The organism is Ruegeria sp. E8 (genome assembly GCF_056533985.1).
In genome coordinates, this window is the sequence record NZ_JBQFOY010000022.1 from 25,297 (window position 1) to 39,549 (window position 14,253).

Annotated in this window: 11 protein-coding genes; 7 read left to right on the forward strand and 4 right to left on the reverse strand. The window is 56.5% G+C overall.

Annotated elements, in window-relative coordinates; genetic code table 11:
• Nucleotides 1-30 precede the first annotated feature (30 nt).
• Entirely contained in the window at nt 31-1,653 is a 1,623-nt protein-coding gene (locus ACR0LF_RS20510; protein WP_480579110.1) for a thiamine pyrophosphate-binding protein, read from the reverse strand.
• 8 nt (nt 1,654-1,661) lie between these two features.
• Complete coding sequence (acdA, locus tag ACR0LF_RS20515; RefSeq protein WP_480579107.1) at nt 1,662-2,879, reverse strand: 3-sulfinopropanoyl-CoA desulfinase; 1,218 nt, start codon at nt 2,877-2,879, stop codon at nt 1,662-1,664.
• Between the two features lie 95 nt (nt 2,880-2,974).
• Here acdA and ACR0LF_RS20520 point away from each other — a divergent pair, with 95 nt between their 5' ends.
• Nucleotides 2,975-3,850, forward strand: a complete 876-nt coding sequence (locus ACR0LF_RS20520; RefSeq protein WP_480579104.1) for a LysR family transcriptional regulator — start codon at nt 2,975-2,977, stop codon at nt 3,848-3,850.
• 123 nt (nt 3,851-3,973) lie between these two features.
• On the opposite strand, the gene ACR0LF_RS20525 is transcribed toward ACR0LF_RS20520, so the two are convergent.
• The gene (locus ACR0LF_RS20525) at nt 3,974-4,579 is read right to left on the reverse strand and encodes a pyrroline-5-carboxylate reductase family protein (RefSeq protein WP_480579101.1); all 606 of its coding nucleotides are present in this window, start codon (nt 4,577-4,579) and stop codon (nt 3,974-3,976) included.
• 419 nt (nt 4,580-4,998) lie between these two features.
• Nucleotides 4,999-5,973, reverse strand: a complete 975-nt coding sequence (locus ACR0LF_RS20530) for a LysR family transcriptional regulator (protein ID WP_480579190.1) — start codon at nt 5,971-5,973, stop codon at nt 4,999-5,001.
• Nucleotides 5,974-5,998: 25 nt separating this feature from the next.
• Between ACR0LF_RS20530 and ACR0LF_RS20535 the strand changes: the two genes are divergently transcribed.
• From ACR0LF_RS20535 to ACR0LF_RS20560, 6 genes are all read left to right on the forward strand, one after another.
• Nucleotides 5,999-6,727, forward strand: coding sequence for a TSUP family transporter (locus ACR0LF_RS20535; RefSeq protein WP_480579097.1), 729 nt, complete (start codon nt 5,999-6,001; stop codon nt 6,725-6,727).
• Nucleotides 6,728-6,733: 6 nt separating this feature from the next.
• Nucleotides 6,734-7,801, forward strand: coding sequence for a D-cysteine desulfhydrase family protein (locus tag ACR0LF_RS20540; protein ID WP_480579094.1), 1,068 nt, complete (start codon nt 6,734-6,736; stop codon nt 7,799-7,801).
• A gap of 22 nt (nt 7,802-7,823) precedes the next feature.
• Nucleotides 7,824-8,786 (forward strand): TAXI family TRAP transporter solute-binding subunit, encoded by a 963-nt coding sequence (locus ACR0LF_RS20545; protein WP_480579091.1) that lies wholly within the window; start codon nt 7,824-7,826, stop codon nt 8,784-8,786.
• Nucleotides 8,787-8,979: 193 nt separating this feature from the next.
• Nucleotides 8,980-10,113: a TIGR03032 family protein gene (locus ACR0LF_RS20550; RefSeq protein WP_480579088.1), complete on the forward strand. Its 1,134-nt coding sequence runs from the start codon at nt 8,980-8,982 to the stop codon at nt 10,111-10,113.
• A gap of 37 nt (nt 10,114-10,150) precedes the next feature.
• Nucleotides 10,151-13,762 carry an autotransporter outer membrane beta-barrel domain-containing protein gene (locus tag ACR0LF_RS20555; RefSeq protein WP_480579085.1) on the forward strand — a complete coding sequence of 1,204 codons (3,612 nt, stop codon included), beginning with the start codon at nt 10,151-10,153 and terminating at the stop codon, nt 13,760-13,762.
• 127 nt (nt 13,763-13,889) lie between these two features.
• Nucleotides 13,890-14,216, forward strand: coding sequence for a hypothetical protein (locus ACR0LF_RS20560; RefSeq protein ID WP_480579082.1), 327 nt, complete (start codon nt 13,890-13,892; stop codon nt 14,214-14,216).
• The last annotated feature ends 37 nt before the right edge of the window (nt 14,217-14,253 follow it).

Genomic DNA, 14,253 nt, shown 5'->3' on the forward strand with positions numbered 1-14,253 from the left:
GACTTCTATCTTTTGCGGTTCGCAAACATGTTAGATTCGTCCATCATACGCTCTCCGGTCGATGACGGCAGCGATGACCGTGAAACTGTCAGCATCCTGCGCGGCAGCAAGAGCGGCCTTCAACTCCGTGCCGGACCCCACAGTATGCCCCACACCGCCAAAGGCCTCTGCCAAGCGCGCAAAGTCGTGCTGCGCGAAATCCACGCCTGAGTTCTCAAGTTGCCGCCCGCGCTGTTTAATCTCAATAAGGGCAAGGCTGGCGTCCACTAAGACCACAAAAATCGTTTTCAGACCAAGTTCTGCCGCCGTCGACAACTCCCCTGCCACCATCAGCATTCCGGCATCGCCGGAGAATGAAACAACCTTGCGATCTGGTTCGATCAGTGAAGCGCCCATAGCAAGCGGCGCGGCACAACCCATTGTGCAAAAGGCCGACGACTGCAGCAGGCTTTTCGGGGCGTAGCAGCTCCACTTCTGCGAAAGAAGAATGCGGTGCGCACCGGAATCGACTGTCGCTACGGTTTCCTTTGGCAGCACTTCGCGGCAGATGTCGATGACCGCCCCCGGCCCCCAAACCTCCGTCTCGGCAAATGTTGAGGTCAGGCTCTCACGGACCGAGTTGATCTTGCCGTCAGACCAACGGGATTTTGCCGCGACCCCTTTTGAGATAGCGTCCAACGTGCGCCCGACATGCGAGACGAACTGAAGGCTCGATTGGTGCATATAATGAGTATTTGGCTCCGCCGAAATATCGATAACATTGACTGTCTCTGTGTCCCAGACGTCGCGCCAACCGACCCGCATTTCAATCGGGTCGTAGCCAGCACAGATGATCAGGTCGGCCTCCTGTACGAACGGTAGCAGGACTTTGTCATTCTTGGGTGACAGGCCCGCGCCACCCAGGCAAAGGGAATGATCTTCAGGGACAATCCCCTTCGCTTTGTAGGTCGTGATGACCGGCACGTTCTGTGTTTCGCAAAAACGCAGGATAGCGGCACTTGCATTGTCTTTGAGCGCATCCAGCCCCACGATCATGACCGGTCGTTTGGAAGTCGCCAGCCACGATCGGGCCAGTGTCAGATCGTCATCCGCAGGAACAACGGCACTCACTTTCGAGCGGCGGCGCTTCTTAACAGGGCCAGAACGCGCGTCAGCGACAGAAATCGGTACATCGATATGGACAGGGCCGTCGCGGCCATCAGTTGCGATAGTAACCGCTTTGTCCGCAATTGTATCAGCCCCTTCTGCGGTCAGCATAAAGCTGGCCTTGGTGATCGGGCGGAAAACAGCCTGGTGGTCAAGAACCTGGTGTGTGTAGGTCAGAGCCTCAGTCGCGTCGACACACCCGGTCAGGACGATAAGTGGCACACGATCTTGATGTGCGTTGGCGACGACATTCACACCATTTAACGCGCCAGGGCCAACCGTTGCCACGAGAATACCTGGTACTCCGTTCATGTGATGCGCCCCTTCGGCCATAAAGCCGGCGCTGTTTTCATGTTTGCAGAGAACGAATGCGATACCAGCCTTTTCAAGCGCATCGACAATCGTCAGCACCTCTCCACCGGGCATGCCGAACGCGTGCCGGCAGCCAGCATCATAAAGCCGCCGCGCGAGAAGATCGGCGGCCCGCAGGTCATTGTCAGTTTTCATGGGGCCTCCTATTCAGCCGCGTAGCGCGCCATGTCGGCTAGGCGCGTATATCCGTCCCGCGTCTGTGGTGTTTTCATGCCAAGAATGTTCCCGGCGACTTGAGTTCGAAGGATCTGTGCGGTCCCGCCACCGATGGTGAACATGCGCACATCGCGATACATCCGTTCCAGAGGTTCACGATCACTGTAGCCACGTGCGCCGAACATCTGCAGCGCGTCGTTGACCACCTTTATAGCCATCTCGGACGCAAAGAGCTTGGCGCGGGCGGCCATCGTCATGTCTGGATACTGACTGCCGTTTGGACCACGCGATCGCGCCGCTTCATGGAGAAGCAGCCGGGCTGCATGAACTTGCGTGTCCATATCGGCGAGCATCCATTGAAGCCCCTGGAATTCTGCGAGTGGGCGCCCGAACTGTTCGCGTTGGAGGAGATAGCGTTTGGCCTGTTCGAGCGCCCCTGCCGCGACACCCATGGCAATGGTACCGGCACCGACGCGCTGCGAATTGTAGGCATTCATCAGGTCTGCAAAACCGCGCTTGAGACCCGCGGGTGGCTTGACCAGCCATTTCTCGTCGATCTCGACATTCTCGAACCGCAATTCTGCTTCGGGCATACCGCAAAGGCCCATCGTGTATTCGCGGCCCACCACAGTGAACCCCTTTGGCATATTGCCCGAGATTGGATCGGCAAACAGAATGAAACCACCAATCCCCTGTTCGACGCCTGCCTCATCAAGCACGCGCGCAAATACCAAGTGGAGCTTCGAGACGCCGCCTCCGGTGATCCAGTGCTTAATCCCGTTGACGATGTAGTTGTTACCTTGTTTCCGGGCGGTCGTTTGCATGTCAGTCGCGGCACTTCCTGCGTGAGGTTCCGTGATGCAGATCGCGGGCTTGTCCCCTGCCAACACATAGTGGGCACAAAAAGCCTTTTGATCGTCATTGCCGTACCCCATTATCGCGCTGATGCCGCCCATGTTACCTTCGACAACGATGCGGGCCGTCAGGGCGCAGGCTTTCGCGATCTCTTCCACCACCAAGGCCACATCCAGAAAACTCGCGCCATGTCCGCCATACTTCTTTGGAATGGTCATACCCATGAGGCCCGCATCGGCCAGTTCACCAACGTTCTGCCAACAATAAGAACGCGACTTGTCCCACTTCGCGGCACGTTTCTCAAATCTTGGGGCCAGTTCTCTTGCAACGGTCACAAGCGGATGCGTCATGGCGTGTCCCTCGTTTCTAGTTTCACCAGAATACGCTTGCAGAAATACAACTCAATGGAATAAGATTTGATATCAAATGCAGTATTTCTTAAGTTATGCAGACACGCTCTCTCAGAACTCTCATGCGGATTTCCAAAGTCGGCTCCTTTGTAAAGGCGGCCGAGCAACTAAACATGACATTGTCCGCAGTTTCCATGCAGATGAAGGCGCTCGAAACGGAGCTTGGCGTTGACCTTTTTGACCGCACCGTGCGACCGCCGCGACTTACGCCAATCGGTCGAACCATCCTCGAGGCCTCAATCCCGATCCTGCAGCATGAAGATGACCTTCTTGAAATCTGCCGTCCGACAGACACCCTGGTCGGACATTTCCGAATTGGATTTGTCACAACAGCTGCCGTTCGCCTGCTGCCGGACTTCCTGAACAACGCAAAACATCACGCGCCGCAAGCGACCTTCTCGTTTGAAACCGGGCTGTCCAAGGCACTACAGGAAAAGGTCGTGAGCGGACAGCTTGATGCCGCACTTGTCACGGATGCCGAAGGTGTTCCCGACGCGCTTACGGAATTGGTGCTTCGAGAAGAACCCTTTGTTTTTGCGACCCATGAGAGATTGCTGAAAGACGGGCTCGCAGGTTTGTTGAGGGCGCAGCCCTTCTTTCACTTTATGCCTGACACCGGGATCGGAAAGCTCATTGCTGGCGAGATGCTGAAGCACGAAAGGCCAAAGGGTTCCGAGACGATTGTCCTCGATAATCTTGAAGCGATCATGGAATGTGTCTCGGCGGGTCTGGGTTTTACGCTCCTGCCTGCCCCCGATGTGATGCGATATCGATCTGCCGACGTCAAAAGCATCCATCTTCCTCAAACGTCGGCCAGAAAACTCGTTCTTGCAACCGCGTGCGAGGGCGCGCTGTCTGGAAGGGTGACGGTACTCGCGGGACTGTTTTCGGCCGGCGATACTGACGCTTAGCATGAAAGTATGAACTTTTCCTACGCTTGAGGCATTTCGCAATCCAAGCGATTGTGACTGTGCGACACTAATAAAGATGCCCAAGGACCATAGCTGCAACGGGTCACTTTGAGATTTTGGATATCAATTCCCGTCAGTGCTTTGAGACAGCTCAACACTGCGGCTATGAGCAGCCCGCGCAGTCCTTCGCAGTAGAGGAAAGACCCCATTCTCAAGGGACATCAACTCGTGAAGCGCGGCTTCCGTTGTCCCGTTAGGTGATGTGACCTGATTTCGAAGATCAGTCGGCGACTGGGGTTTGACCCGCATCAAATCACCGCTCCCCGACACCACTGCAGATGCTAACTTGGCCGAAACTTCTGCGGCCAAACCCAACTCTCTTCCCGCTTCTGTCAACGCTTCCGTCATCGCGAACACATAGGCCGGGCCGCTGCCAGAGATCGCGGTCACAGCGTGAAGCATGCCCTCATCCTCCAGGATCACGGTTTCTCCAACTGCCTGCATCAGCTGTATTGCAAGTTCCATATGACTGACCGCCGTGCAGGCATTGCCCACAAGAGCGGTGATGCCAGAACCAACCGATGCAGGTGTGTTTGGCATTGTGCGTACAATTGGCGTCTGCGTACCCAGCAACTCCTCATAGGTCGAAATCAAAGTGCCAGCGGCGACCGGTACGAAAAGAGTTTGCCCGGACCCAAATGAATTCAGATCCGACAAAGCAGAGGTCATGACCTGGGGCTTCGTCGCAATTACCGCAACAGCAGGCGGTTCTTCCGGTTGTTGGTTTAGTCGCAGGCCGCGTTGCGTAAAGCGCTGTAGCCAGTCAGACGGACGCGGGTCTCCAATTGGCTCCAGTCGCGAACAGGTTAGGCAAATACTTACGCTTGGATCGAGCCCGTTTCACTTGATAGGCAACATGTTGCAGTTGAACCGCTTGAAAGAAAGCACAGTGATGACCTCACCCGGGCCGCCGCCGATGGGGATGTGCATCGTCTCTGGTATACGATGGTCCCAACACCAGAGGTGTGTACCGGAAGAGATTGAGCGCCGCCTGACCTTGCGTGAAGCGGGTACAATATCAGATACAATTAAGGGTGCGCGCATGATCGCTCGCTTTTCAGACAACGATGCGAGCTACACACCTAAAACTAGTGGGGTAAACCCTGATACTCTTTCAGTTCTTTCGTGAATCTTTTCAAACCAGGAATGTCATTTGATGCGGAGAAAGTGATTATTCGAACCGGCCAACTGAGGTCGGTTGTTAAAGGCACGGCAGAGACATTGTCTGTTAGCGACGAGCTCAAAATTCCTCTGTCGACGATTGCGCGGCCTGCACCCTGAGCTACCATGCGCACCAAAGCGGCCTGTGTTTGGGCTTCGGCTCTGACCTGAAACGATACCTCACAGATGTCGAACATTACCTCCACTGCGCGGCGGAATGGACTATGAGGTGTCAGCATGATTTGAGGAGCCTCAGCGAGTTCGGCAGCCGAAACTCCGCGTGCCGTAGCCAACGGATCATCGCGGGGAACAATTACCACGGGTTGAAGGTCGGCCAGCCGAGTGCAAGCCAGATTTGAATCGCCGGGATCAGACGATACAATTGCGCAATCCACACGTCCTTCGCGCAAAGCGGCCATTCCGGCCTTCTCGTCCAGAACATCGACGTCGACCCTTAGGGCAGAGAGTTCCGCCATGAGTTTGCCAGCCACGACCGCAACGCGGGTATCGGCCAACGCCGGAACTGTTGCCACACGCAGATGCCCACCTGTACCAGAGGCGATTTGGATTGCAGTCTCCTGAATACGTTCCAGCCCCTGATAGTGTTTTTGGACCGCCTGCTGCAAACTGTGCGCCGCCGAAGTTGGCTCGAACTTACGTCCCGATCGGTCAAACAGCGGCACACCCATTTCTGCCTCAAGCTCAGCGACGACACGGCTTATGGCGGGCTGAGATATGTGCAGGGCATCAGCTGCCTTTCGCGTGGACCGGTGCCGGTAGGCCATCTGGAAAAGCTCAATCTGTCGGGCAGTTATACGCATATGAGTTGATAACACCAGTGTATCAACAAATACAATAAGATGATTTTTCATTAAGTCGGGCTGGCGGTACGTTCCGTGCATGAACTGCACTACAATGGATCGAAACGTGCCCGCTGACCTGCTGATCTTGCTTCTGGCCATCGCAACGGGTGCTGCGATTCAGGTTGGAGTCGGGATTGGGTTCAGCATCGTGGTAGCGCCTGTGATGATGGTGTTGCTAGGAACGGCCACGGCTGTTCCCGTATTGCTCATGCTGAACACGCTCGTCTCGCTTGTTGCGTCGAACAGGCAGGTGTGGTTGCAGAACAATGCCCTGATCCGGAACGCCGTGATTGGGTGTGTTGCGGGCATAGCATTGGGTCTTGTGATTTACCCCTACCTGTCGGAACGCATGGTGTTGGTCCTGACAGGCGTTCTTTTGCTCGTCGGAGTGGCCACTTCGTTGTTGCCGCAAGAAAACAGGGTCGGTCCACGGGGATTTCAGGCAATTTCGGGTCTGTCCGGCCTTGCCACAGTATGGGCCGCGACCCCCGGCCCCTTGATGATTCTGGGCTTTCTGGCGTCGGGTCGAACCCCGCATGAAGCGCGTCGGTTGGTACAGCCCGTGGCACTGATCGCATATGGTTCCGCCTTTGCGTTGCACTGCCTGTCGGACTGGACGGCCTTTGCCAGCGCTCCATGGCTTTGGCCATTTGTCGCGGCCACTGTTGCGGGCAGTCTTTTGGGGCACCTGATCGGCCCGCTGCTGCCACAACAGGCAATCTCCCACGCCATTCGAATAATCTCGATCCTCGCATGCGCGGCCCTGTTCCGCCGCGCCTATCTGGTTGGATGACGCCTGATGACTGAACAGATGAATATCGACCAGAAACTTTCCGAGTTTCCGCGCGTTCGCTTGATGACCGAAGTCACACCGGTCGAAAGGCTGGATCGCCTGTCTGACCACCTTGGAATTGACCTATGGCTTAAGCGGGACGACCTGACCGGGCTTAGCTTTGGCGGCAACAAGACACGTCAGTTGGAGTTCTATTTTGGTGAAGCGGTGCAACAGCAGGCCGATACCGTACTGATTACCGGCGCAGTTCAATCGAACTTTGTGCGCACAGCGGCTGCTGCCGCGGCCCGTCTGGGGATGAATTCCGTTCTGCAACTGGAAGAGCGGGTGCCGGGAATGGAAGAGCAATATTACCACTCGGGCAATGTCCTTCTGGCCAGAATCCTGGGCGCTGAACACATGCACTTTCCGGTCGGCGAAGATGAAGTCGGTGCGGACAATGCCCTGCATGAAAGGGCCGATCAACTGGTTGCCGCTGGCCACCGACCCTATGTCATCCACCTTGGCATCAACCATCCGCCCCTGGGCGCACTGGGCTATGTGCAGGGTGGAGCCGAGCTGAGCGCGCAATTAAGCGATTTCGACGCCGCAGTCGTGCCTTCGGGCAGCGGCTCGACCCACGGCGGGTTTCTGACGGGGCTGCGGCTGTCCGGGATGAGCGCACCTGTCCACGGCATCTGTGTGCGTCGCGATCAGGATCAGCAGTACGCGCGCATGGAAAAAGTTCTCGGAAGATTGGCCGCCTTGATGGATTTCGACCCGGCGATCGTCACGAACGGCATCAACGTCTGGGATGACGTGCTCGCGCCCGGATATGGGCAAGTCGGAGAAGGAACGCTTGATGCCCTGACCCTCATGGCGCGAACCGAAGGCATCTTTTTGGATCCGGTCTACTCGGCAAAGACATTTGCCGGGCTACTGAAGCTGCTGGACGAGGGAGTGATCAGCAAGGGCCAGAGGGTCGTCATGCTGCATACCGGAGGGCTTCCGGCACTGTTCGGATACCAGGACGTGTTTGGATCAATCGACAAGAACCGGGTGCAAAAGCACCGCACACATGACCAAACAAAATAATAACGAGAGAAGGGAGTAAACGATGAGAAAGAACCTGATACTGGCCTCGGCCATGACGCTGGCGCTTGGAAGTGTGGCTGCGCAGGCAGAAGAGTTTGTCACAATCGGCACAGGCGGCGTGACCGGGGTTTACTATCCCACCGGCGGATCAATCTGCCGTCTGATGAACAAGAACCGCAAGGAAACCGGCGTGCGCTGCACGGTCGAATCCACTGGCGGCTCAGTCTACAACATTAACACCATCCGCGAAGGTGAATTGGAATTTGGCGTTGCGCAGTCCGACTGGCAGTTCCATGCCCTGAATGGCACATCGAAATTCGAAGAAGCCGGACCATTCGAGGACCTGCGCGCAGTGTTTTCCGTCCACGCGGAACCGTTCAACGTGATGGTTCGCGCGGACTCGGGGATCGAGCATTTTGACGATCTGGCAGGCAAGCGGGTCAACATCGGCAATCCCGGCTCTGGCCAGCGTGGCACCATGGAGGTGCTGATGGACGCCAAGGGCTGGAGCAAAGACACCTTCGCCCTTGCCGCCGAGTTGAAATCAGCAGAGCAATCCAGTGCCTTGTGCGACAACCAGATCGACGCGTTTATCATCACGGCCGGCCATCCCTCGGGTAACCTGACCGAGGCTGCCACCACCTGCGACGCCAAGCTGGTGCCAGTAACGGGTGAGGCAGTGACGGGTTTGATCGACAACAACGCCTATTACCGCTCGGCCACTATACCCGGTGGTATGTACCGCGGCACCGACAACGATGTTGAGACCTTTGGGGTTGGTGCAACACTTGTGACGTCGGCCAACGTATCGGATGAGGCAGTCTATGCTCTGGTGTCGTCCATCTTTGAGAATTTCGACGATTTTCGCACCTTTCACCCGGCTTTCGCGAACCTGACCAAAGAGGAAATGGTAAAGGCCGGGCTTTCAGCGCCGATCCATCCGGGCGCCCTGAAATATTATCAGGAAAAAGGGCTGTTGGAATAAAGCGATAGGGTTTCGAACCCTCTCGTCCAACACCTGCCGGGGCCGCGTTGATCCGACGCTGGTCGAGTGGCCCCGCATAGGCAACACCAATCTCGAACAGTGAATGATTTAGGTTCGAACGCAACCAAAGCGGTCGAAGCAATTGGTAAGGCATCAAAACAAAAACGCGAGTGCCAATAAGGCTTCATTGAGTATGCAGAACACAATAGAGCAGACCACCGTCCGTCCCAAATCCAATGGCGATGGACATAAAGGCAACACAGCGGGTTCTTCTGCGGAGACACCCAAAGTTGACTACTCGGTCTCACCGGGTCTGGCCGACCGGCTTGGAGGGCTTGGGCTGTCCATCGCCTTTTCCTCCTACCAGGCGGGGCTTCTTTACATGGTTGGGGTCAAGCCGGGTGGTGGGATCAACATCCATCAGATGGCTTTTCCCCGACCAATGGGTGTTCACCGTCATGGAGTGCACGGATTGTCGCTGGCAGCAGACGATCAAATCCTGCACCTGCAGAACGTGCTGGATTCGCAAGAGCGCGTGAATGATCTGTTCGACGCCGCCTTCATCCCGCGTCAGAGCGAGTTTACCGGGCAACTGGATCTGCACGACCTTGGCGTCGACGCCGCGGGCAAGGCGATCTTCGTGAACACGCGATACAATTGTCTCGCAACACCGGACCCGCGCCACAGCTTTCGTGAGGTCTGGCGGCCACCGTTCATCTCATCGCTGGTGGATGAGGATCGTTGCCACCTGAACGGGTTGGCGATGAAGGATGGGCACCCTCGATACGTCACAGCCGTCAGCCGGTCGGACACGATCGACGGCTGGCGCGACCGACGTGCGGATGGGGGCATCGTTATAGATGTCGAAACGGGAGACATCGTTTGCGACAACCTGTCGATGCCGCATTCACCGCGATGGCATGACGGACGGTTATGGCTGCTGAACTCAGGGCGTGGCGAATTGGGCACGGTGGAGTTTGACGGGAACGGAAAAGGTCATTTTGAGCCGCATGTTTTTTGTCCCGGTTTTGCCCGTGGTCTGGCGGTGCACGGTCGTTACGCCTTCGTCGGCCTGTCCAAGCCCCGTTACAAGCGGTTCGAGGGGCTGGAACTTGAGACCCGCCTGACTGAGGCCGACAGCGCGCCATGGTGCGGCATTCAGGTAATTGATCTTGAGACCACGGCTTGCGTGGACTGGCTGCGGATAGATGGCGCGGTCGCCGAGCTTTATGACCTTGAGCTTTTGCATGGTCACCTCTGTCCCATGGCAGTTGCGCCCGGCACCGCTGAGGCCGCAACGCTGATCACCCTGCCGAAGCAAACATAGAAAACCCAACAAGAAAATCAAAATTGGCACGGACATAATGAGTAAAATAGAACAGGGCACGAACCTGCCACACGTTCGGGCAATCCGTCTGCGCGGTGGTCGAATGGCGAAGTATAAGGGACAAGTGGCAAGTTACTCTCCGGCGCTGGGGCGCGTGCTTTCGGGCGTTTCTGCGGCGGCACTTGGTACGACCGCACTCCTGACTGCAGGCTCTGCGCTTGCGGGTAGCTGCGTCCCACAGGTCCCCGGCATTTTTTTGTGTTCCGGACCGGCTGATCCGGTAAACGACATCAGTGTGACGATCATCAATGGTGCGCCCATAACCGTGGAAACGGCGCCGGGCTTTGGCATTGAGCCATTCAATTCCCATAACGCCGTTGATCTGTTCAGTAATTCGGGCATGACGTTTACCGACAACAATGAGTCAACGATCATTTCGAAATCCAATGACGCGCTTCGAGCCGTCGTTTATGGCTGCGGTGATTTGACGGTGACCACGACCGGCACGCTTAGCGGAGCGCGCCACGGTATATACGCTCGAAACACCAGTGTGCTGTCGCAAGGGAGTCTCTCAATTACAGCGGCGAATGTCAGTGGAGCAGCGGATGATGGAATTTATGCCAGAAACGACCGCGGCACCGACCTTTCAATCACAACCTCCGGGATCGTTTCAGGGGGCCGGTCTGGCCTATTTGCGCTAAACACCGGTAGTGGTGCGACGACAATCTCGGCCGCAGGTGTCTCCGGTGCAACAGGTGACGGCATTTCGGCGGCGAATTCCGGTAGTGATCTTTCCATTACTGCAACTGACAGGGTCATCGGCGGCGATCGGGGGATTGCAGCCACAAACAATGGCAGCGGCGCATTGACGATTGCTGTTAAAGAGGTCGTTGGTCAGGGCGCAGAAGGAATTTCCGCGCAAAACAGAGGCACCGGCCTTACCATTTCTGCGACCGGACCGGTTCAGGGCAACTCATTTGGTGTTTACGCCCTCAACGGCGGCACCGGAGCCCTGACAATCACAACTGCGGAAGTCACGAGTACCAACAGCTTTGGGATAAGGGCGGCGAACCACGGCCCAGGCACCAAACTATCGGTTACGGCGTCGGGTACTGTGACAGGTGCTCGTGACGCGATATACGCAAGTGGTCGCGGAACGACCGGAGGTATAACGATCGACGTCAAAGACGCGATCAGCACAGATGATGGGTACGGTATAAATGCCCGCAACTATGGCAGAGGATCGTTGGTGATCTCTGCGGCCAACGTCACCGGAACCGCCAACAATTCAGGCATTCTCGCCGTTAACAGAGGCACCGACCTTTCAATCACGACAAGCGGGCACGTGACCAGTAGCTGGCGAGGGATCTCCGCAAGAAATACAGGTACCGGCGATTTGACACTTTCGGTCGCGGATGTGACATCAACGCGCCTGAACGGGCTGAACCTGAATAACTATGGCGCGAACCTTTCGGTCACATCCACTGGCACAATCAGCGGTGCTACCCACGGGATCCAGGCACGAAATGACGGCACCGGAGCCCTGACGATTGCAGCCAAGGATGTCACAGGAACCTTAGGTAATGGCATCTATGCCCGAACCTTTGGGACAGATATTTCAATAACATCGTCGGGAACCGTGTCAGGTGGATCGTTCGGAATATACGCGCGCAACGATGGCAGTGGCGTGTTGACGATTGAGGCTGCGAATGTCAGCGGTGCCCGCTATGGCATCCACGCCCAAAACTTTGGTTCAGGTCTGACATCGATTACCGTGTCCGGCGCTGTTTCAGGGGGAACCAATGCCGGGATTCTGACCCGGACGACTGCCGGGTCGAGCGTGATCACTCTCAACAGCGGTGCGTCGGTCTCCTCCTTGTCTGGCGAGGCGATTGTCGACAGTGATGGCGGCAGTAGCCATGTCGTTCTGCGGTCGGGATCAGCGATCGCCGGTGAGGTGCTGTTGAGTGACGGTACCGACGCGCTGACGATTGAAGGGGGTGCGAATATCAGCGCGGCAACCCTGTTTGACGGCGGCATTGGCACGCAGGACTCGCTGACCTTTTCGGCCTTCAATGGCAATTTAGATGGCGGTCTGTTCACCAATTGGGAAAACCTGACAGCAGACAATGGAAGTGCCCTAACTTTGGACAGTTCAGCATCAAGTTTTATTTCTCTCGCGGCAAACAACGGATCAACCATCGCAGCAGGGGTGGCAAACCTGTCCCTGAACGGTAACCTGCGGATCGACGCAACCAGCCGTTTTCGGGCCGGGTTTGGCGACTTGGGCGTGGTCAGTGTTGATGGTGGTGTCAGTAACGACGGTCTTGTCAGCTTGATGGATGGGCGCGGGGGTGATCGCCTGACTATTGGCGGCGATCTGACAGGGTCTGGCACCGTGGCGCTTGATGTCGATTTTGATGCCGGAACCAACGACCAGTTGATTGTGACAGGTGACAGCACAGGAGCGCAACAACGCCTGCAGGTTCAGAAATCCGGTACTCTTGCAAATCTCCAGACCTTTGCGCTCGCCACGGTTTCCGACACGAGTTCTGCCAACGACTTTCGTCTGGTGAATGGCGATTTCGTGACCAAAGGCGGAGAAGCCGCTATCGTCGGAGGCCCGTATACCTTCCTGCTTGATTACGACCCGGTAACCGGTGAATTCAACCTCACGCCCTTCACTGCGAACGGAGGGGTGAACCTGAATCCGAACCGAGCCTTCCTTGCAACTGGTGTCCAACAGTTCAGCGACCAGGTTGCCTTGGATGGGGCGTTGCGCCGCCTGACCGGCAGAACAGGTGCAGAAGACGCCAATACCGTCAGCCGATCCCTGGCAGAACTCAGCGCGACAGATCGACCACTGGTGTGGCTGAACGCTGAAGGTGGGCGCGACCGTTATACATCCGGTGATCGTACGAATGAAACGACCAGCGGCGGTCTGCGTGTCGGCGCCAGTCTTCCATTTGCCGAGGTCGCCAACGGCTCTGTGATCGGTGGGTTTGAATTCGGTGCAACAACACTTTCGACAAACAGCGAAACATCATTGGCTGACGGCAAGATTGACACCGACGCCTACGATATGACACTGAGCGCGTTGTGGCTGGGCGATAGTCAGCTCTATCTGGACGGCCAGTTGCGTTATGCGTTCTTCGACAGCACAACCAGCCTTGCCGGAGGACAGGAGGTCGATACGGACGGGAATGGCTATGCCGCTTCGATCGAGGTTGGCAAGGTGTTTGCCCTGAACAATGGGCTGAACCTCATTCCTCAGGCGCAACTTCTCTACAGCAGCGTTGATGCCGATGATCTCAACGATGTTTCAAGCGGTACCGCTGGAACAGTCTCTGACGGCGATACGCTGAGCGCGCGCATAGGTCTGCGGGCCGAGCGTGAGTTTGGCACCAGCGTCCTCTTTGGCCAGTTCGACTATTACCGTGCGTTTGATGATGAAACCTCGGTGTCTTTTGGAACCGACACGGTTCTGACCGAGCGCGGCAGGAACAACCTTGCACTGACACTAGGGGGCCACGTGGACATCACAGCACGCACCACATTGTTCGGAGAAGTTTCCGCCCAGACTGGGTTTGGCAGCAGCTCTGACGACTACGGTGTTGCTGGCCAACTGGGTTCCGAACTCCGGTTCTAAAGCGTTCACCACGAGACAAAGACGGCGCACTTCCCCTCGCACCATCCGTTGTGGGCCACCGCATCGCTTACTCACGGGCAAAGGTGGCCCACAACCAATTTACCGATCAAACAGAAGGATCAAAACGATGAAAACTCTAATCTCTACGGCACTGTCAATGGCGGCATTGGCCGTTCACTCCCCAGCTCAGGCGGAAGATCTGGAATTCCTACTCTACAACGACAGCAGCGCCGACCTGGTAGAATTCAACGTCTCCCCTGCATCATCCGACGATTGGGAAGCAAACCTTTTGGCGGGCGGTTATCTCGCCCCTGGATATGAAATCGGCGTGGATATCGCAGACGGGCTCACGACTTGTTTCTATGATATCCGTGGTGTCTTTGCCGATGGTTCCGAAGCAGAAGATTATTCGCTGAACCTGTGTGATCTGGGTGAGTATACATTCTCCGACTAGGTTCCGGACTCATTGATTTACAGCCAGAACAAGACGG